Origin of the sequence: Lentilactobacillus sp. TOM.63, assembly GCF_030361045.1 — a bacterium.
Taxonomy (GTDB): Bacteria; Bacillota; Bacilli; order Lactobacillales; family Lactobacillaceae; genus Lentilactobacillus; species Lentilactobacillus dabitei.
Window position 1 is genome coordinate 32,389 of record NZ_JAUCAP010000006.1, and the last position, 21,297, is coordinate 53,685.

14 protein-coding genes and 3 pseudogenes are annotated in these 21,297 nt (G+C 41.3%); 7 read left to right on the forward strand and 10 right to left on the reverse strand.

Annotated features, from left to right (window positions below):
- Positions 1 to 100 precede the first annotated feature (100 nt).
- Complete coding sequence (gene gdhA, locus QUF07_RS02045) at positions 101 to 1,447, reverse strand: NADP-specific glutamate dehydrogenase (RefSeq protein WP_289426679.1); 1,347 nt, start codon at positions 1,445 to 1,447, stop codon at positions 101 to 103.
- Between the two features lie 284 nt (positions 1,448 to 1,731).
- Between gdhA and QUF07_RS14170 the strand changes: the two genes are divergently transcribed.
- Positions 1,732 to 1,866 carry a maltose acetyltransferase domain-containing protein gene (locus QUF07_RS14170; protein ID WP_430673522.1) on the forward strand — a complete coding sequence of 45 codons (135 nt, stop codon included), beginning with the start codon at positions 1,732 to 1,734 and terminating at the stop codon, positions 1,864 to 1,866.
- A gap of 251 nt (positions 1,867 to 2,117) precedes the next feature.
- Positions 2,118 to 2,252 (forward strand): annotated as a pseudogene (locus tag QUF07_RS14175) (DapH/DapD/GlmU-related protein); the annotation flags it as partial.
- A 65-nt stretch (positions 2,253 to 2,317) separates the two neighbouring features.
- On the opposite strand, the gene QUF07_RS02055 reads toward QUF07_RS14175, so the two are convergent.
- From QUF07_RS02055 to QUF07_RS02065, 3 genes and pseudogenes are all read right to left on the reverse strand, one after another.
- The gene (locus tag QUF07_RS02055) at positions 2,318 to 2,896 is read right to left on the reverse strand and encodes an SDR family oxidoreductase (protein ID WP_289426689.1); all 579 of its coding nucleotides are present in this window, start codon (positions 2,894 to 2,896) and stop codon (positions 2,318 to 2,320) included.
- A gap of 1 nt (position 2,897) precedes the next feature.
- Positions 2,898 to 3,005 (reverse strand): annotated as a pseudogene (locus tag QUF07_RS02060) (SDR family oxidoreductase); the annotation flags it as partial.
- Between the two features lie 281 nt (positions 3,006 to 3,286).
- A pseudogene (locus QUF07_RS02065) lies at positions 3,287 to 5,264 on the reverse strand (glycoside hydrolase family 127 protein).
- Positions 5,265 to 5,627: 363 nt separating this feature from the next.
- Between QUF07_RS02065 and QUF07_RS02070 the strand changes: the two are divergent.
- Together QUF07_RS02070 and QUF07_RS02075 are read left to right on the forward strand one after the other, a co-directional pair.
- Positions 5,628 to 6,236 carry a cupin domain-containing protein gene (locus tag QUF07_RS02070; protein WP_289426680.1) on the forward strand — a complete coding sequence of 203 codons (609 nt, stop codon included), beginning with the start codon at positions 5,628 to 5,630 and terminating at the stop codon, positions 6,234 to 6,236.
- Positions 6,233 to 6,568, forward strand: coding sequence for a helix-turn-helix domain-containing protein (locus tag QUF07_RS02075; RefSeq protein WP_289426690.1), 336 nt, complete (start codon positions 6,233 to 6,235; stop codon positions 6,566 to 6,568). Before QUF07_RS02070 ends, QUF07_RS02075 begins: the two co-directional genes overlap by 4 nt.
- 249 nt (positions 6,569 to 6,817) lie before the next feature.
- Here QUF07_RS02075 and QUF07_RS02080 read toward each other — a convergent pair whose 3' ends face one another.
- From QUF07_RS02080 to QUF07_RS02090, 3 genes are all read right to left on the reverse strand, one after another.
- Positions 6,818 to 8,209: a glycoside-pentoside-hexuronide (GPH):cation symporter gene (locus tag QUF07_RS02080; RefSeq protein WP_289426681.1), complete on the reverse strand. Its 1,392-nt coding sequence runs from the start codon at positions 8,207 to 8,209 to the stop codon at positions 6,818 to 6,820.
- Positions 8,210 to 8,290: 81 nt separating this feature from the next.
- Complete coding sequence (locus tag QUF07_RS02085; protein ID WP_217162655.1) at positions 8,291 to 10,657, reverse strand: hypothetical protein; 2,367 nt, start codon at positions 10,655 to 10,657, stop codon at positions 8,291 to 8,293.
- A gap of 29 nt (positions 10,658 to 10,686) precedes the next feature.
- Positions 10,687 to 12,867 (reverse strand): beta-L-arabinofuranosidase domain-containing protein, encoded by a 2,181-nt coding sequence (locus tag QUF07_RS02090; RefSeq protein ID WP_289426682.1) that lies wholly within the window; start codon positions 12,865 to 12,867, stop codon positions 10,687 to 10,689.
- Positions 12,868 to 13,220: 353 nt separating this feature from the next.
- Between QUF07_RS02090 and QUF07_RS02095 the strand changes: the two genes are divergently transcribed.
- Complete coding sequence (locus QUF07_RS02095; protein WP_217162659.1) at positions 13,221 to 14,159, forward strand: helix-turn-helix transcriptional regulator; 939 nt, start codon at positions 13,221 to 13,223, stop codon at positions 14,157 to 14,159.
- A gap of 255 nt (positions 14,160 to 14,414) precedes the next feature.
- Here QUF07_RS02095 and QUF07_RS02100 read toward each other — a convergent pair whose 3' ends face one another.
- Both QUF07_RS02100 and QUF07_RS02105 read right to left on the reverse strand, forming a co-directional pair.
- Positions 14,415 to 14,579 carry a hypothetical protein gene (locus QUF07_RS02100; RefSeq protein WP_289426683.1) on the reverse strand — a complete coding sequence of 55 codons (165 nt, stop codon included), beginning with the start codon at positions 14,577 to 14,579 and terminating at the stop codon, positions 14,415 to 14,417.
- A gap of 213 nt (positions 14,580 to 14,792) precedes the next feature.
- On the reverse strand, positions 14,793 to 15,716 hold the full coding sequence (locus QUF07_RS02105) for a helix-turn-helix domain-containing protein (RefSeq protein WP_217162663.1): 924 nt from the start codon (positions 15,714 to 15,716) through the stop codon (positions 14,793 to 14,795).
- 196 nt (positions 15,717 to 15,912) lie between these two features.
- Between QUF07_RS02105 and QUF07_RS02110 the strand changes: the two genes are divergently transcribed.
- Both QUF07_RS02110 and QUF07_RS02115 read left to right on the forward strand, forming a co-directional pair.
- Positions 15,913 to 18,408, forward strand: a complete 2,496-nt coding sequence (locus QUF07_RS02110) for a DUF5695 domain-containing protein (protein WP_289426684.1) — start codon at positions 15,913 to 15,915, stop codon at positions 18,406 to 18,408.
- 36 nt (positions 18,409 to 18,444) lie between these two features.
- Complete coding sequence (locus tag QUF07_RS02115) at positions 18,445 to 20,019, forward strand: MFS transporter (protein ID WP_217162667.1); 1,575 nt, start codon at positions 18,445 to 18,447, stop codon at positions 20,017 to 20,019.
- A 266-nt stretch (positions 20,020 to 20,285) separates the two neighbouring features.
- On the opposite strand, the gene QUF07_RS02120 is transcribed toward QUF07_RS02115, so the two are convergent.
- On the reverse strand, positions 20,286 to 21,149 hold the full coding sequence (locus QUF07_RS02120; protein ID WP_289426685.1) for an SDR family oxidoreductase: 864 nt from the start codon (positions 21,147 to 21,149) through the stop codon (positions 20,286 to 20,288).
- Between the last annotated feature and the right edge of the window lie 148 nt (positions 21,150 to 21,297).

Sequence of the window (21,297 nt, forward strand, 5' to 3'; positions counted from 1 at the left end):
CTTTAACATCCTCTGAGAACGTCAACGAAACCAGCTGACCGTCTGGCAGCCATTATTAGTTATAATCCTTTAATCAATGATCCAGCTGTGGGTGACCCGCTTATACCAATCCCTGCGCAAGCATAGCAGTGGAAACTTTTTCAAAGCCGGCAATATTCGCCCCGGCTTGATAATCTTGATCCAAATGATATTTTTTATCGGCAGCTTGTGATTTTTCGAAGATATCTTCCATGATGTCTTGAAGGCGATTATCAACCGTCTCAAAGCTCCAAGCCAGTCGTTCGCTATTTTGACTCATCTCAAGCGCGGAAACTGCCACGCCGCCAGCATTAGCCGCTTTTGCAGGGCCATAAAGAATATTACTGTCCCGATATACCGCAATGGCATCAGGATAACTTGGCATGTTAGCCCCTTCACAGATATACTTAGCACCATCTTTGGCAATCAGCTTAGCCTGATCCTTGTTAATTTCATTTTGAGTCGCACAAGGTAAGGCAATATCATAATCAACATCAAAGTCCCAAACGGAGCCACCATGATATTCCGCACTGGCAACGCGGTCAGCATATTCCCGAATCCGGCCCCGTTCCACTTCCTTGATCTGTTTAACAACTTGGTAATCAATTCCCTTTGGATCATAAATGTAGCCATTGGAATCAGAAACGGTCACCACTTTGGCACCGAGCTCAGTTGCCTTTTGAACCGCATACGTGGCAACATTTCCAGAACCGGAAATTTTAATTCGCTTACCGGTCAGTGTATCACCTTGTGCTTTAACTAACGCGTTGGTGTAATACAGCAGGCCAAAGCCGGTTGCTTCAGTTCTGGCCAAGCTGCCACCAAAGGTTAACCCTTTGCCAGTCAGAACGCCGTTTTGGTAACCGTTTAATCGTTTATAAGCACCGAACAGATAACCAATTTCTCTGGCGCCGACACCAATGTCACCAGCGGGAACGTCTAGGTCGGGGCCAATATGGCGTTGCAGCTCCGTCATAAAGCTTTGGCAAAAACGCATCACTTCTGAATCAGACTTTCCTTTGGGGTTAAAATCACTGCCACCTTTAGCCCCGCCAATCGGCAAACCAGTTAGGCTGTTCTTGAGAATTTGCTCAAAGCCCAAGAACTTAACAACACTCAAGTTAACACTTGGATGCAATCTTAAGCCACCTTTGTATGGGCCGATTGCGGAATTAAACTGAACCCGAAAGCCCCGGTTAACGTGGAACTTCCCATCGTCAGACTGCCATGGAACCCGAAATTGGATCACTCTTTCAGGCTCAACTAACAGCGATAACAAATTAGCTTCCACATATTCAGGATGGTCTGCCAGCATTGGTTCCAAACTATCAAGCACGGTAAAAGCCGCTTCTTGAAATTCTGTTTGGTCTGGGTCACGTCGTTGGATCTCATCTTTTACCGATTCAATATACGATTTCACATTACTCACAAAACATTCCCACTTTCTGAAATTCTAAACTTACATCATTGTGTTATATGTTACCAGAATTTTGATTAGAAGTATTCACATTTTATGAAATTTTGTTCAAAAATTTGCAAATTAACATCAAGATCTCTTAATTTTACTGATTATGAGCACTATTTTGGGTAACTTCTCTTATCACTTATTTGTAGCTGCAGTATCTCATTTCCACTCAATCAGTGGATCCTGACTTAAACAGTGGTTTAAGTTGTAGACTAATAATTGTAATCTAAAACAAAGAAGGAGATAACTTGTCAGAACTAGAAAAATTAGACGCGGGTGAACCTTATTACTTTCTTGATGATGAGGTAGCTGCTCGAAAAGCCAATGCGGCCAAACTTTGTCAGGAGTTCAATGAGATTCCTGCCACGCAACCAGAAAAGTAAACCGAAAAGATTAAACAAATCTTCGGGAAGACTGGCAACCGGGTGTCAGTTCAAGCAACGTTCAATTGCGATAACGGGAAAAATATATCAGTTGGCGAAGATTTCTTAAGCAACTATAATTTGGCCATCCTAGATATTGCCCCTGTCAAAATGGGGCACAACGTCATGATTGGCCCCAATGTTGACATTTACACGGTTAATCATCCCTTGGATGCCAAAGCTCGCCGTCACTACATGGCTCAAGGCTCCCGGTTACAATCGGCAACGACGTCTGGATCGGTGGTAAGGTCTCGATTATGCCAGAGGTCACCATTGGCAGCAACGTTGTCATTGCCGCTGGTGCAGTCGTCACCAAGGACGTCCCTGATAATTCGTTAATTGGCGGCGTCCTGCAAAGATCACTCGAAAACTACCCCCAATTGAAGAATGAGGGGCTCTTAGAAATCAATTGCTATCTGTTCACCGAATCCGAATTGGCACAACGATAACCATTTAATGAAACTGCCCCCACATCTTCAAACCCGACTCCGCCAGCCGCAGTTCTGCCATATCCCAACTCAAATTCAGTGGCCCCGGCATGGGGACAGAAGACGTCGGTTCGGATACCTTTATCAAGTAACTCCTTATCAAGCGCCTGCCCCAAACCACGAAGCGCAAACTTACTACAAGTGTAGACCGTCTCATCAGGATGACCAACAATTCCAGTAACTGAGGAGGTCAAAATAATTTGGCCATCATGCTGTTTCACCATGTCGGGCACGACATATTTTGTAAATGCATAGGCACTTCTCACGTTGGTATTCATAACCAAATCAAAATCTGCCATCGTAGTCTCTTGAATTGAAAGGGTGCGCCCAATCCCGGCATTATTCACAAGAATATCAATTCTTCCAAATTCTTTAATTGCATTTTCAATGACCATCTTTGCCGTTTGTTCTTTTTGAGCATCTCCTGAATAATAAACCGCCTTGACCCCCCAGCTTTTGACATCGGGCAACAACTTTGGCCAATTTTGCCTCTCTTCTGGCAGCCAAAACAAGATTTACGCCAGCTTCCGCCAAGGCGATTGCTGTCCCCCCCCGACCAAAACCAGAACTGGCACCGGTGACCACTGCAACTTTATTCTGCAAAGATTCCATCTGTATTTTTCCCCCCCTAAGATTTTCCTCTACAAATAGATTACTACCTGAACTTGGTTTTAAGTCAAATTACTTTCCAGTTGACAAGGTTCCCCAGGCCAACAGAATGTATCCCGACCATGAGGCAGAAATGTACTGGTTAGTATCTTTAGGATTATGAATCACCCATTCTTGAGAAGCCTAGCCGTTTCAACCCAAAAAGAAGCCTTCCAAAAACCTCAATCAAGATTTCAGAAAGCTTCCACCAATTCACCAATCTGTGTTCTTACATTGGCTTTTTATTAAAATCCATTTTGCTTAAACCAAACAGTCATTTGTTTTTCATCACGGTTAGCCCAAGCATAATATGGAATCAATGTGAGATGACTCTTATTAGCGCCCTTAGGTTGATCAAAGCTATACAGCGCATCATCTTCAGAATCAAGTTCTAATCGATAAACATCGTCGGTCGTTAAGACACCAACCCCGCTCAATAAGTTGGCCCGATAGTCATACTTGAAAGTTGGCTTCTGATCAAGAACATATAACCAGAGTGGCTCTTCGTTATCCACACCCTTCTGCCGCGTAAACAATTGCGCCTCGTTGAACTGCAACTTTCATCGTATCAGAACTTACCCGGGTACTTGCGCGGACTATGCGAGCTTCCATGTTCAACTTAACAGAAATTTCAGCCGTTTCATCATCAATATTCAAGTACAGGATACCCTTTTGTAAGCTTGACTCCACTGGCTTACCGTTCATTTTAACCGAATATTTGTCCAAGCTCCAAGCAGGGATTCGGATCCCAAACTTAAAACTATTTTTGTTTGGATTTGAAATACTGTAGTGAATGTTGCCATCCCAAGGGAAATTCCCAGTTTGCTTAATTTCAAGGCCATTATTAAATTTGGCGTCGTTAGCGATAAACTGATGAGATAAGATGACATCATCTTTCACTTCGTACAAATACTGATCGAGTGATGCAATCAACCGGGTGATATTAGCCGGGCAGCAAGCACATGCGAACCATGAAGATCGCCGCAATGCAATATGCTTTTTACCAGGATTTAACTTGCTGGCTAATGGATCAGCTTCCAATGGGTTGGCATAGAAATAATGCTTGCCATCAAGCGCAATGCCACTCAAGGCACCATTGAAAATTTCCTTTTCAATGACATCACCAAATTTGCCTTCAAAATCATTAACTAACATCTGTTTGGTAAAGAACGTCATTGAAACCGAAGCACATGTTTCACCATAATCAGTATCATTTGGAAGGTCATAATCGTAAGTAAATGCTTCGCCAGTCGCGGTTTGACCCACATTGCCTGTTATATACATCTGCTTCTTAACGATATCGTTCCAGAGTCGATTGGCAGCGTCTAATAACGGCTTGTTATGGCTAACTCTGGCCACATGAGCTAATCCGGTACAGAAGTAGAGCACTCTCACGGCATGTCCATGAGCATCCGTCTGTTCAGTAATTGGCTTGTCTGCAAAGTAATAACGATCGCCAATTGTCCGAAGCTCTGGGAAGAAGTCGTTATCAATTCCATCAGCCTCATTTTGGGCGTTGAAGAAATTCAAATCCTGGCCCCGTTGGGTAACAAAATATTCCGCCAATTTCAAGTATGTTTTATTTTGGGTTGTTTCATAAAGTTTGGCTAAGGCCAATTCAATTTCAGGATGACCATCGTATCCATGAATTTTGCCATCTTCAGGGCCAAAATGATTATTGATGCAGCTGGCCATTTTTTCAGCAATATCTAGTGCTTTTTGATTGCCCGTTGATTCATAATAAGCAACCCCAGCTTCAATATAGTGTCCCATTGAATAAAGCTCATGGGATTGTTGCAGCCGCTTGAATTTCCGTTTAGGCGCATCGATTTGGAAGTAAGTTGACAAGTAACCATCAGGATCTTGGGCATCGGCAATCAAATCAACTGTCCAATCAGCTTCCTCTTTCATCTTTTGATCTGGATTGTATTTTAAAACATAGGCAACCGTTTCCAACCACTTGTATACATCGGTATCTTGGAATGGGTACCCAAAGTGATGGCCTTTTGCCCGTCCTGCGGCAATCTTTAAGTTCTCAATGGCGCCACTGTGATCAGCTGCTCCACCAGCCGCGTCAGCATTCATCACATCCATTTTGCCTTTGTCATTAATCATATCCCATTGAAACGGAACGGAGTCCTTGGCAATTAAATTACGATAGCGGTTCCAAAAATCCGAAGTAATTTGAACACCATTTAATTGAATTTTAGTTAATTGTTTCATCGTTAAATCCATCCTTTCAAACGACCAATCAATTTGGCATGATTGATCAATGTGTTAATCTCAATTAATCAGGCTTGATTACACTTATAATGATAGCGGTTCCAAGTACGGATTAACACTTATAAAAAAATACATCTAGTGTCAAAAAGTGGCTTTTCCGTTACCGCTCTCATTTCCAATGTGGTAAGCTTGATTTGACAGAATTATTCACTAGGAGATTTTTAATTCCCCGTGGTACAACGACGTAAAAATTACTGAATTTACCTGTTGATTAATTGGGAAGCCAAAATCGATTTTAGGTGGATAAATACGATACCAATTAAATCACTGAGTTTAGACAGTCAAAAGATGGAGGTGTTCACGTTGGATAGCGTTATGTTTCCCAAAAATGAAATTGTGACATTTATGATTGGTGGCAATTTTTCGGCCGATGCTGGCTGGAAACATAAACTTCGTTATCACCATGGTGATTATGAATTAATCATTTGCGTGAAAGGGCCAATCAACCTGCTAGTCGGAGATGAAACTGTCACCTTAAATGCGAATGATATTCACATTGTGCCGCCCTACACGTCAATGAAAGGAACCGAACCAAGCGATCGATCAATTGAATTCTACTGGCTTCATTTTCTGCTGCCAACGAAGCCAGCTGCTAGCCAAGATCAATCACAGAGTCTCGACAACCCACATGAGATTCAAAATCTCATCATCGATAACAGCTACCACCTCCAAAGTTTAGACGAGTTACTGATCCTCACCCATCAGTTGCTGGCAGTCGACGTTTCAGGCACATACAGCACTCAGCAACAGAATCTGTTAATGACGCTTATCCTAACCGTTATTGGTAATTTGGCTAACAAAACTGAAAGTGACGAAAAAATCGGACAGTTGTCAATCAGCTCAAAGAATGGATTAGAGCGAACATTTATCGATCACCAACCCTCACTGATATCGCAAACGAAACCCAACTGAATCGCCAATACGTTTCCAGGCTGTTCAAAAAGTTTGTCGGTATGTCCCCAAAACATTACATGATCCAACTAAAAATTCAGACTGCCCAAGCACTGCTTATTAGAACGAATTTATCCATCAAAGAAATTAGTGGGTACGCCTATTTCTCGAACGACAAGCTTTTTATGAAGCAATTCAAACAAGTGACCGGGGTGACCCCGAGCTCATTTCGAAGTGAGTACCGCAAGATCTACCACAATAATCAAGTCATTGACCCCGTTTTACCCATCCCAGAAGAAATCACCCAGAAATTGGATCATGATAAGGATCCGGGAACGCCTAAAGAATCGTAAAAAAGCAGGCAACTACCAGGGATTAAATTTTTGTATAAAAAATAGTTGGAACCGTCCAGCATCCCTGCGAGATGGTTCCAACCATTTTATTTCCTATATAACAACCTTTTGTCACTTTCTTGAACGAGAGAAAGTGTGCATCAAACAAATCCTCTTGAATCTTTTGAGTATCGATTATGACGAATGGGGTTTCGCTTGAAACATCCAATAGGAAGGATGCCCACATAATCTTACTTAATTAATTCGAAATTATTCTTTTGCTTCCTTAGCATGACGAGCAGCCAAGTCTGCTTTGATTTGTGGCTCCATCTTTTCGTACTTGAAGTACAAGCACATAATGGCAGCAACAATCGCATAGACGATAACTGGGAAGTAAATAAATGTGAAGTGAATGGCACTCAAAGCATGAGCAGATTGAGTCTTGTTAGCAACGAAGCCAGCAGCAGCCATGATCTTTGAAGGAATGAAGGCACCGAAGCCTGAACCTAATTGAATACAGAAGGCAGAACCAACGGCAGTCAAGAATCCAGGAGCTCGAATACCTGTCTTCCATTCACCAAAGTCAACAGTATCAGCTAACATACCAAATGGCATGGCAACGGCGATTGAAGCACCGAAGATACCGATAATCCAAGCAACGATAACAAGAGTGAAGTTGTTACCAACAAATCCCATCATTAATTGACCAAAGGCACCAATTGCCAAACCGATAATCATGGTCATCGTCTTGTTGGTTACTTTAACAATAAATGGAATTGAAATAGTAGCGATGATACCAAGGACTTGGAGACCGTTAAATACAGAAGTTAATTGTTCGTTACCCAAGTTGTATTTAGCGTAGTAAACTGAGATTCCGTTACGAGTTGATTGAGCAACCCAGTAAATAACAAATGAAACAACCAAAATGTACCAAGGTGCGTTACCAACAGTAGCTTTCCAAGAATCTTTGAAAGGAATTGGCTTTTGAACGGCAATTGTTCGTTCCTTCATACCCTTAAATGCTAAGAAGAGCAAGATAACGGCTAAGATACCGAAGAAGAACATTGTCCACATGAAACCAACTTTATCGTCACCTTTACCCATGAAAGCAACTAAAGGCAAAGCGAAGGTACTTGTGATAAATGAACCAAGGGCACCACCAACCATTCGGAATGAGTTGGCATTCATCCGTTCCTGACCATTCGTGGTCAAACTAGGAAGAATAGCAGTAATTGGTGTTTGAATACCAGTATAAACAACTCCGGCAGCTAGGATGTAAGTAAACCCGGCATACCATAACTTAGCAGATCCGTGCAATCCTGGCGCAGTGAAGGCTAAGAATGTTGCAACGGCAAATGGAATGGCTAACCATAAGAAGTAAGGTCGACTTTGACCCCATTTAGTATGGGTGTGGTCAACGATTGAGCCCCAAACTGGTGCACTAATTGCATCGAAGAAACGTGCAACCAGCAAAATCATTCCGGCACCTGCAGCAGTAATTCCGAACACATCGGTGTAGAAGTAAAGAATGTAACTAGAAATTGTAACATATAGTAAATTACCGGCCATATCAGTAAAGGAATAAGCTGTTTTTTCCCAAACTGATAGTTTGACATTCGCTTTGTCTTTGCCGGCATTTGATGCTTTGGCAGTATTGTCCATGATGAATATCTCCTATCATATAAGTTTATAATTGCAGAACAAGGTGGATCTTGTCATCACCTCCCCAAGTGAATCATCAGCCTATTCGAACGTTCCTGTAGCGGCGTTGAATATGACATTGTCTTGATTACTCTTGAATACATCTTTCTTGTCCAAATTAATGTATTCACTGATATATGGTGCAAAGCTTTGGACCTCATAGCGATTATCGTCTAGCGGTTTGATTCGACCATTGATTGCTGTCAGTCCTTTATTCTTGTCTTGATAAATGTAAGTCTTTTGACCAAAACCATTTAAGAAGGCAACGAGTTCTTCACCCATGTCCCAGTCATCCTCTCCCGTGTAACCATCGGGGAACAATCTGGCAAAAATGCCACCGTCTGAAGCAAAGATTGATTGTCCGAATCGATTCCGTGAAAGATCAGGTCTGTTCAAATTGGGACCCGCGATGCTATAAGTCGAAGCGGCCTCACCTGGTTCAAGCATTCGATCAGTTGCTGTTGCATTTGAATCATACATATAGAGGATCGCACCGGTTGCCCGATAAGCTGCTTCAACGAGTTCAGGATCGGCAAGCTCTTCACCTGTAATTTGAGCAGATGCGGCGGTTAAGCCACCCCATAGTGCGTGAATCATGTAAGATAATGCTTCCCACCAACGATCTGGACTCTGTGACCGGAAGTCGTTACTAAAACCAATATTGGCTTTTAGCAACTCGCCATAGGTCTTAGCTGCGCCAACGTTGCCGGTAAGGGCTAATGCGCTGGCAGCTGGACCAAAGCCAGCATTGTCAAAGAAATGTTCAGTCATTGCAGCATCTAAGGTACTGCTGGTTTTAGCCAGCCGGTCTGTGACGGCTTTCCATGACTTCGAAATTTCTGAGTATTCTTTATCCAAACCATTTTTCTTTAAATCTGCTAGTAAATCTTCAATATATAAACCATAGGTTCCAAGCATCTGTGCCTCAGTCTTAGCCCGCTCATCTTCATTCAAGTCCGGGTTGACCCGAACATCGAACACTTGAGCAGCCCATGATAAGTAATCATTTGGCTTGTTCAATTTTAATGAAGCTGCTGGACATTTCGACAACAGGTAGAACATATGGGCAATGTACTCAAGATCCATCAAGCGGTAAAAGTCACCGTAGAGCTTAGCTGGCTTTCGGAAGTCACCATTGACGAACCACTTTTCGCGGACGTACTTTACAGCACTTTCTTCAACCTGAGCAATTTGTTTGTCGGCGTCCTTTACTTTGTCATCCAAGAGGCATTCCTGAAGGATGAAGGTCATCTTACCAAGCGACTCGCCTTGATTAGAAACAGGGCCGAAGCTGTATGGAACCTTGCCGTCTTTGCCTGCATATGAGTGTTCAGAAACGTAATTTGCTCGATTGCGCAACAGCTCATTGATTGAACTCATCACGTTGAAGACACCCATATCAACCGTACCATCATCGAATGATAGGATCACTTGATGTTCTCCCAAGCCTTCAGGTTGATAGACCAAGCGACCGTCTTTCAAATCGCTGGTCATATCCTGGTCAATTGTTTGATGGCCGGATTTGTAACGAACTGAAATCTTTTGAAGCTTCTGATCCTTTGCCAACTTGACAGTAAAGATCTGATCGGAGCCTTGAGAAATCATTGGTTCAAACGAGAACCGAGGATGACCAAAGTCCCTAGTTGCAATGTCATAGAAGTTCTGGTGGCTGGTAAATGGCTTGAGGTAGAACTCCCAATCCTTCGTCTCACCAGCTTTAAGAATTAGACTATCTTGCGGATAAATCCAGTCGTGGTGTGGCCGACGATCATCGTCATACCCACCTGCCAGGACAATTTCGTGGAACAACATACCATCTAATGAAGGCGAAACATTTTCAAAGAACCGATTGGTGTAATCGTTGAAGGTTCCCACTGAGAGCACTTTTCCCTTGGTTTGGTAGACTCCCAGATTCGGGTTGGTATTGTCACGACGGACAGCAGCCAATTTGGTGTAATTCTTAGAAATCTGTGGGAAAACGGCAACTGATTGGTTCGCATTACGCTTAACATTTTTATCTCTAAACATGACGTAAGCTAAGCTAATCCAAAGGCCTAAGTTTTCAATAGTGGCATCTTCTTGAGTCCCATTTTGAATTGAAAAGTCCCATTTAAATGCGTCCTTTTCAAGTTCGAAATTCTGTTTCAGCGTTAACCCGGCTACTTGGAAAGTCACCGTACTATGGGTATCATCACCGGTAACTTCAGGTATCTGGTCAATGCTTCGATGCTTTTGACCATTTACAGTAATATTGAATTCACCAAAGAGTTTATCTAAGTCATCATATCCGAGGGACTCGAGATAATCCGGGTCAATCACCCAGTTCATATTTGATTTGTCGTCGTTGAGCTTAAAGCTGGTAATTGCTCCTCGTTTACTTTGTGCTACTGTCAGAAAATCCGACTTCATTTATAAAACCCTCCTGGCGTCTTGATTAATTATTTTGTTGCAACCATTGATTCAATCTTGTTAATGTTTGCAATATCAAAGTTCAAACCTTCGTAATCGAGTGGCTTGATCTTAATATTGAGTTTGTTTTTGCCTTTAGTTGCATCTAATGGTAGTGGATAGATGTAGTATGAATCTTCTGGCCATTCTTCACTCTTCATGGTCTGAGTAAAGAGAACCTTTTGATCATCTTCAATTTGGAAACTATAAATATCACCATCTAAGCGATCATAAGTAATCTTCAAATAGTTCTTCTTTTCTGGGTCAACGGCCAATGTCCATTCACGTTCTTCATTCACTGGCTTGTCGCTATCGTTTTGAGTATCAATCACAGTTGCAACCTTTTCGTCAGGAACTTTTACATAAACGTTATATGGGGTGCTACCAGGAATTGCTGGCAGTGACTTAAAGATGATGTTGGTGCCGGCAAGCCGGAATTGATTCTTACCTTCAACCTTAACAAGATCCTTCAAGTATTCCTTAGCAGGCTTGGTTGAGGCTGGTAAGTCTTTTGTTTGAGCTGCTAATAAGATTGGGCCGTAGTAGATTGCAACTCGGTTAAATCTATCAGCAAGGGTTTGATAACGCAGTTCGAAATCAAAGTTAACGGTAATTTCAGCTTTCTTGCCCCAAGTACGCTTAATAGCAACAAAGCCATTCTTGGGTTCTGCATCAACAGTTTCACCATCAACGGAAATTGTCGTTGTCTTGCTCCACTTTGGAATTCGCAGATAAATCGTAAATTCTTGTGACTTTGCAGCTTCAACAGTGATGTGAGCAAAGTGTTGTTCTGGGAAATGAGAATCTTGAGTAAGGGTGACACCCTGGTCCTTCAAATCAAGAATTGAATCGAAGTATTGACCAACATAGATATCGTGATTGTCGGTGTAGTAGATTCCGTCGACTAAGGTTGAGTGACGTTCAGTACCACTACCAGTGCAGCACCAGAAGCCAGTGTGACTGTATTCCTTGGTTGAGTTAGGGGCAACACTCAAGTTATACAGGTATTCAGCGATAGCGCTGTCATTATTCTGCTGAGCCATGATTGCATTCACAAACCGAATTTCATAATCATCAAGCAAAGTAGCATCCTTAGTATCAGCAAATAATTCTGAGCTCAAGAAGTTCAAGTCATGGCTGCAGCAACTTTCGCCGTTTAACTTAGATAAGTGCTTAAAGAACATTTCTGGGTAGTCATATAGTTCTGAACCGTAATCGGCAGGTGCTGGATATGCTGAACGACCTGAAATGCCTTTAGTTGGTAATTCGTGGCCATCGTGCATCCAGTTCATGTAATTGACAACGCCTTTTTTATAATTCTCGTCGCCAGTCACATGATAATATTCTAGCATTCCTTCGGCACAAACTAATTCGGTGTTTGCGTGACATGAGTAGTAGCCTAATTCATCATCATTATTGATTAACATGTCACGGAACCACTTACGATCAAATTTTTCAGCTAAATCGAAAATATCTTTTTGCTTCTTACCAGTCATTTCATACAAGCGGAGTAATGTTCGATGCATGGCCCCAAATTCTTGGTGATAAATGTAGTGGCCTTTGCCTTGGTACCACCGAGTATCAATCATTGCATTGATTTGTTCTGGCGTAAGCCGTTCCATTCGTTTCTCAAAGTAATGAGTCATGTTCATGACAAGTTCCAAGGCAGTTTGGTTACCAGCATATTCATAAGCGTCCATCAAGCCATCCATTAACTTTTGAACAGCATAATATGGCACATAATGGTTACCATTGAATCGAAGCTTTTCAACATCATCGAAGCGCTTTGAAGGTTCAGCAGCTAAGTAACCTGGGAATTCTTCAAATGTATCGAATCTCTCTTGGCATTCTTTCAAGCCATCGATAATTTGGTTGACCCGATCTTTTAGTTCATTCGCTTCTTTGGTATCTTCCATATTGTTGAGTTCAACATAACTTCTAGAAGCCCCTGAAAGATAATGACCAGTAAAGTGACCTCTAAAGAACCAGTCTGGTGATTCCCATACCGTTAGTGGCGTAGCGCCTTTAGTATCTAGTCCTGCATTTACCCGATAGTTATACAGTAACTGATCAGGTGTGAGGGACAACATCCAATTAACGTTGCGCTCGAACTTCTCTTTTAAAGTCGAACCTGGTAAATATTTAACATCATAATATGACACCGGTTTCATTTTGATTCGTCTTTTCTGATAAAAAATGGGTTTCAACAACGTCGTTATGAATTTGCATATCATTGCAACCGCTTACGATTAATAGAATACAACATAACCGCAGTGGTTAGAATCCAATATTAGAGCGCCTTTTTATAAAAAAATATATATTTGGCCATTTTGCCTTGTTTATTGCTGCACAAGGGTTTCGGGCGGTAATACCGGCATTTATGGTGATTTTTACAATAAAATCACTTATCAGCAATTTGACAAACAGATAAATTTGCCTTATTTTTATGATATCCAAACGATTTTTTATACTAATATTAACAGCAAATAATTAATCACTCGCTAAGCAAGTGGAGGAGTCTAATATGGCTAAACAATTTTTGTCAATTTCGTGTCTGCCAACCCCAACTTATATTCAGAGTGGGCATGTCATTTTCAAACCAGGTGAACGTCACCCTAATCGTAGAAATTTTCAATTCTTCGTCATGATGTTTATGCAACGTGGAGCCCTATACATTGCCGAAGATGACAATCAGTATACCGTTCGTGCTGGTGAAATGTTTATTTTACAACCTCAGCATCATCATTATTCATGGAAACCAATCGATGAAACAACGGAATATTATTGGATCCATTTTGCAACGGCTGGTAACTATGTTCAATCCAACGAACCCAAGCAGGTCCAGTCGTTAATTCCAGTCCCCGCAATTCACTACTACACTTCAATGGTAACGTTGTTTCTCCAAAAACAGCAGCCCATTCCTAATGAAGCAACTATTTTTTCAATGATTGAAAAAATCTTTACCAATAGTCGCAAATCCAACGAGAATCACTCGGACACCACTCAAAACTCAATTGAATTCTGGAAAGCGCAACAGCTTTTCATTGATTTACTGCAATTGATTCAGGTCCAGGCCCCTCAGGAATCGCCAACCGTTATGATTGCCAACAAAATTCAACGTTACATCGAAGATCATTATGATGAAAAGATCACTTACGAAGAACTTGGAAAGCAATTTCATATCCACCCTAATTCTGTATCCATTTATATGAAGAAAACTTTCGGAATTACCCCTAATATGTTATTAACCAAATATCGGCTAGAAGAAGCCACCAAGTACCTACTATTAACTTCGGACCAAATTAGTAAGATTGCCACTAGAGTTGGTTATCAAAACGTGTACTACTTCTCAATGGCCTTCAAAAAGCACTACGGTATGTCACCATCCCAGTACCGAAAGAAATACATCAGCTTGAAGCTTCACACAACAACGGAAAGTTCCCATGGCACCCAATTAATTTAAAGCCTTTTTTCGTTGGGATCGAAGACCGGCGCATCTATTAATTTCCAGTCGGTAATCATTCACTTAAATCGTCCTGACCACCTAAGATAAAAGCTGCGACAAGCGGCTAACGAAAAGGACCAACTATTCCAAAATCAGGAATAATTGGTCTTTTTCGTTAAATTCTGAGGTCAAATCGATTTTCGCACCGGCAATTAATGAAGCACCGAGCAATTCTGTGGTTAATATACCTTAAGCCCATATTGAGAACTTTAACTACCGATTAATGGCTTGCCAAACTTGCATTTGGCCCTCCGCTCGGTTCGCCCATGCATAATAAGGAATTAACTTCATATTGGTTGGGGACCAAGTAATCTCATCAGTTAGATAAAGTTCATCTTCATTTTCTCGAGCCACTTGAACATCTTCGGTTTGAAGCACCCCAACCCCGTCTAATAATGATCCCTCATATTCATGATCGTTCTTTATTTACCAAAATGACACTCACAAAAGATCACGTTTGGTGCTTTATTTTGACTTCTTCTAAGAGCTACCTGACTTTATTTGGGTATTTAAGTGAAGCATCCACGTCATTCATCCAGATATCCCTACGCCCTCATCAGTTTGTTTTTATAATAGCCAACATCTCATTTTTTAAAATAGCTTCTTTTCATCAATTCCCTTTTCCAGCACCGACACAATTTTACCGATGTCATAGCCAGGATCAATATCTGGGTTATTCAGGAATGTGCTTGTAAACGTATTACGATATTTTGCCGGTGTTAAATTAGTATTCTTTTTAAAAATTCGAAAGAAATATTTGTAGTCGTTAAAATAGCTTTTCTCCGATATCTCTTGCACCGATAAGGTAGTCGTCAGTAATAGGTACTTGGCTTGATCGATTTTAAGTTTATTCAAATACTTCTTAACAGTTGAACCCGTTACTTTTTTAAAGATAGCAGCCAGATAATTTTGGTTGATTTCAAAATGATCAGCGATGGTTCGAACCGTTAGTTCTTTATTGATATTTAGCCGGCTCCACTCCTTGATTTGCATTACTTTACTTTCATCAGTGGTATCAGATTGTACCTGATTCAAATAATCATTAGCAAGTTCAGTCACCAATAAAGTGGCCGCATAATCCGCCGATGAGGCATGCCCTTGATGATGGGCAATGTCTAGTAATTGCGTTGCCAGGACCAAGCAGCGATCAGGTTCAGTCATTTGAAAAGATCTCGGTAGAATTGCTAAGTTCTCCGGAATAGGCTTGGTTGGCCCTTCTTTTGCAATATTAAGCGGTGCCTGATTGATAATATGGATCCAAAAGAAATCAGAAGACACCGTTACCGGGGTACTCCCAAAAATTGTTTCAGTCGGAAAATTAATCAAGACTTTTCCAGCAGTTAAGTTAAATTTTTCGCTGCCAATTGCAAGCGGGATATCCCCAGAGAGACCAATTAGAATCTCAGTATCAGATTTTCGAGTAGACACCTTATGGGTCCACCCCCGCTTAGTAATGAAGTGACCACACTCCACTAGTTTCATAGGATAACCCAACTGATAATAACCATATTCCATCAGCTTTATCCTCCTTTATGATCTTCACTACTTCATCAACAAAGTGAAAAAAGATACTTTTTATACGAAAATGTGAGTTTTTATAAAAAGAACAAGCGCTTACAATTTAACTCGTAGGTGATCGCTTACAAGTTCATACTGACGAGTATGAATTGTACCACAATATTCTCGGAACAAAGAATTGAGGAAAATTAAAATGGCAAACCTAAAAATCGAAAGTTTTCAATCTAATTCCAATCTGTTAAAGACACTTGCAGCCCAAGATGAGAACCAAGAGTGGTTTGATTTTGCCACCAGTAAGGCCAAGGTCAATTGCTCCGGCTCGGATTACTACCAACTGGGTGATGTCCAGTTAGCCCTTCGGCCGGTCAACCAACAGCAGTGGTCATTTTACACAACAAAAGATGATCAAGATTTGACAACTGCCCCTCTCAAGATTGATCGTGATTGGATCGTAAAAAATGATAGCGTTTTATTCACTACTAGAATAACAAATTCAAGCAAAAATAACATTGAAGTTGGTGGCTTGGGCTTTGCAATGATCTTTAATCAAATCTTTACGGATAACTCACTTGAGGAAAGCCATAACAATAGCTCGTTTGTTGACCCATATATCGGCCAGGATGCTGGCTATCTCCAAGTTGCACGGCTCAATGGTCGAAAGCCAACGTTACTAGTTGTTAATGGTGGTAACACACCATTTGAAGCTTACCGCCCCCTTAACGATGATAAAACCAAACGCGATGTTCACTTTGAAGGATTTTATGAATGGACTGCGTTTTCCAAAGCCTACTTCGATACCAATTGGGATGGTAAGCGTCAGTGGAACACCCCCAGCTCATTTATCTTAAAAACTGGTGAGGCTAAGACATTTACCTTAAAGTTCATTGATGTGACCACTCCAGATAAAATCGCCAATACATTAATCGAAAACAGCATTCCCAGTGTTGCCAGTCTGCCAGGTTATGTACTCCACGGCCAAGAACAAGCAGAATTAACAATTCACACCGATAAAGATATCGCTAGAATCCATGCCGACCCAGAAACTGCAATTAAGATTACAAACGGCTCTTCTCACCATGCTTATCTGCTTAGCCGGCTACATGACTACTTTGGTCAAGCCCGCATTGTGATTGAATATTCCGATCATACAACCCAGACCATTAATTATTATGTTACAGACGCGGCCGAACAATTAGTGCAGCAACTAGCAAGATTCCACGAAACTCACCAATGGCTTGCTGAACCGGATAAATACGGTCGCCAACACTCATTTGTCACCTATGATAATGAAACAAACCGCCAAGTACTGGACGAATTTCGATCATACATTTCAGGTGATTCCGATGAAGCCGGTGCCGGTCCCAATCTTCTAATGGCAATTAAGAACTTATATATGCCAAATAAAAACCAAGTCCACATGTTAGAACAATATGTTGATGATGTTCTTTGGAGGCACTTGCAAAACAAAGATTACAGCATTCGGGCCAGTTTGTATTATATGAACAACGACATCATGTACAGTTGGAATAAATCCCGCTCTGAAGAAACTTGGCGTGCTTATAACTATCCTCACCAAGCTACTATTTATTGGGTGATGTATCGACTTGCAAGAAATTATGATGGCCTAGTTACCAACCATGATTGGCAATGGTACCTAAACCAAGCCTATCAAACCGTCATGGCAATGCATCAATTCTGCGGCAAGGATGCGTTTCTTTACTTGGAACAATATGGCTTAATGGTTGGCAGTATTCATAAATCAATCCTTGAGGACTTAAAGAATGAAGCGTGGACTAAACAAGCCAATCACTTTGAATCATACATGAAATATCGCTATAACATTTGGGCAAACTTACAATATCCATATGGTAGTGAAATGCCGTGGGACTCCACCGGTCAAGAAGAGGTTTATACCTGGTGTGATTATTTTGGTGACCAACCCAAAGCGGTCAAAACGGTTAACGCCATCTTAGCATATACACCACTCATCCCTCACTGGGGCTATAACGGTGACGCTAGGAGATACTTTGATTCCTTCGTATATGGTAAACGAGAAAAAATAACCCGAGAATTTAACCATTACGGTTCAAGCCTCAACGCAATCCCCATTCTCGATAATTATAAATATCATGATTCAGCCAATTTATTTAAGCTGGAAGTTGGCTACGCTGCCTCAACCAGCGCTTTAAGTTCAATTGATCAGAAGGGCTTTGGCTCCATGGCCTTTCTAACTGATCCTGAATTCATGGAATTTGAACCTTACACATCGGACTATGGCCAAGCTTTTTATGGCTATGCCCATGACGCAGGGCAGTATATATACCAACAATCCGCGACTCGTTGGCTTTCGTTTGGTGGCAATTTCAATACGAATAATAGCCAGATTATCTTTGAACCAACTGATGCATTTAGACACCGCATGTTTATCCACACTATCAATTTTGACGTGGAAATTGATTCAGAAGTTGTCCCAATCAAATCAGCTGTCCTTGATCTTAGTGAGGGAATGCTGCAACTTCATTTTGCTAACTGCGACGTTGCTCCCAAAAACATCCGGGTTAAAACGTCAGCTAATCTGATTCCCACAAGCAGTGCCCAATCAATCCGTGGTGCATATGAATTTAGTCGTACTAGCGATGAAGTCACGTTTAGCATTGCAAATAAATCACCAAAAAACAACGTCAATTAATGAAATTGGTTTCTAAATAATTAGGGAAGTGGAAACATGCAAAAAACAAATGAAATTCATGATGGTTGGAACGAATATCAAAGCAAAAAGATTTATACGCCCCGGGGTAAAATTGGTATTTTAAGATCAACCGGCTTTGGTATGTATGGCTTTATTGGCTCTGCAGTTGGTTTAATCTGCTATAATTATATTTCGTATTTTTATACCTATTTTTGTGGGTTAACCCCATTACAAGTGGCTTTTATGTTAATTTTCGGGCGGGTGTTAGCCTCTGGCGTTGCCCTTTGGATTGGTCATTTTTCAGATTCACTATATAAGTTTAAATTCGGTCGCAAGTACGGCCGGCGACATTTCTTCATCCTAATGACCATTCCTTTCTTTGTATACGCGACACTGATTCCCATTAGCGGATTAAACTTCTGGTATTATTTTATTACCTACTCAGTCTTACTAGCGTTTTTCAACACAATCCATTTACCATGGACAACGTTACCCTCAGAAATGACGGATTCGTTTAAAGTAAGAACCATCATGGGAACCGTCCGCAGTGTCGTTGCTGCTTTGCTCAATACGATTGCTGCTTTCGTTGTGGCTCAGATCTTGAATAACTGGCCCAAAAACGATCCCAAGATTTACCTGTATCTCCAGATTGGCCTTTCAGCAGTCGGAATTATCTTTGCTCTGATTACTTACTACACTACTTGGGAACACTTTGTTACTAAGAACGAAGCTGCCCTCATGGAAGCAGAACACAATCAAGGGACTAATATTTCCGCCTCTCGCTGGACCAAGTTCAAAGAAACCGCCCATGATTACCTTTCAATTTTCAAAATTAAAAGTTTTAGAAAACACTTATTCATTGATGGTGCTGATCAAATGGCCGGAAACTTAGGCGGCCTGATATTAACGTATTTCATCGTTAATGTATTAGGATTAAATGCGTCAGTAACCGCCTACCTGTCATCACTAAGTACTTTTGTTGGTATTTTCGTAATGATTGCAGCTGGCTACGTGATTAATAAGTATGCACCAAGATATATGTACGGTGTTGCCTATGGAATGGCCATGATATCCTGTGTTGGTTTTGGCCTGCTTGGCTTTATTAAACCAGATCATATGGTAATGTGGTTATTAATCGTTCAAACCTTCTCAATCTTTGGCGGTCAGTTATATGGATTCATCCCCGGAACAGTCTTTCCATCCTTACCCGTCTTAGATACTTTACTTACAGGTCAAAATCGAGCCGGAACCTTTTCATCGCTCGCGGGCTTATTTGAACAAGGCGGTTTTGTAATCACCAATATTCTTGGTGAAGGAATCCTTCAGTTGGCTGGGTTCAAGAGTAGTACTACTGGTGCTGTGAATCAGTCACCAACTGTTCAATTAACTTTAACGCTCATGATTAGTGTTGGAGTAGGATTCTTCTTCTTAATTGCTTTATACAATGGTCTTTCATTCAGAGCGGATAAATCGAAGTTGGATTTGATTAGTGCGGAAGTGACTCGCCTAAAATCTGGTGGCAAAATGTCCGAAGCCTCAAGCAAAGTCAAATCGGTTACAAAAGAATTAACCGGTGAAGATTACGATTCAATCACTGTTTGGGACAAATAATTAGGAACTTGATTCAAACAAAGCCGAACAGTAACTCCTAATTTGCTATTAAGGGGCTGGGACATTAGTCGGCAAAGTGTTTATAGATGTAACTTAGCTTTCCCTGCTTATATTGATAAAACTTACGACAAACGGCTGATCCCAGAATTTAAGCCAAAAAAGTAATGCATTCCAAAACCAGAATGCATTACTTTTTTTCACTTAAATTCTGGGATCAAATCGCCTTTCGTCCCAATCTCTTATATCCTAAAAATTCAATTAGTTGATTAGCGGTTCTCTTTAAGATAGTCAGCAATTGCCTCATCTAGTGATGGCAACGGCTTTCCCAATACATCACTCAAATCGTTGGTCGACTCTTCCAAAGCCCCGTTACGGATTAATTTCTGGATCATTGACAATGCTGCATCAACCTGATCCGGAACATATTTGCGTAAATTGGCCATGTATTCGTCGTCAGAAACACTAGCCACTTCAAAGTCGTTACCGATAGCTTTCTTCATGGCAGCTGCCAAATCGGCATAGGTGCTCATGGGTCCAGCAAACTCATAAACTTCTTTAGGGTTATCGGTTGTTAGAACCTTAACAGCACCTTGCGCGTATAACTTTTCAGGCGCCCAGCCAACCTTACCATCCCCGGCAGCATAGACAAACGGAGCCCCAGTTTTAGCTTCATGAAGGAAAGTCCCTTCATTTTCCACGTACCAGTTATTTCGCAAAAAGGCATGGGCAATTCCAGCTTCCTGAATTATTTTTTCAGTTGCTTGATGGTCAGCAGCCAACGGGGCTGTCGACGTGTCCGCCTTTGGAAAGCTGAGGTAGGCGATGAACTTAACGCCCGCTTTTTTAGCAGCGTTTACCACGTTACGATGTTGATCAACTCGTGGTGTCTTGCCACCTGGCAAGGATGTAACAAACAGGAGCCGATCCACACCGGCTAATGAATCAGCTAATTGAGCTTCATCGTCGTAGTCCCCAGGCTTCACATCAACGCCCTGTGGGTAAAGCTGTTTGGCCTTATCAGTATTTCGGGCCAGCGCCACAACAGCATCATCCTTATCGATGGTTTGTTGCAAAAACTTCATCGCATACTGACCAAAATGACCCGTTGAACCAGTGACAGCAAATTTCATAATCACGATACCTCCTAAATCAATTTCTTAACTCTACTATAGCTAGTTTACCTGCAAAAATACAAGGCGAATGTAAAAAATCGATCATTTGCATGTGATTTAACTCTCACAATAGCGATGATCGATTTTTTTAAATTATTGCCTACGA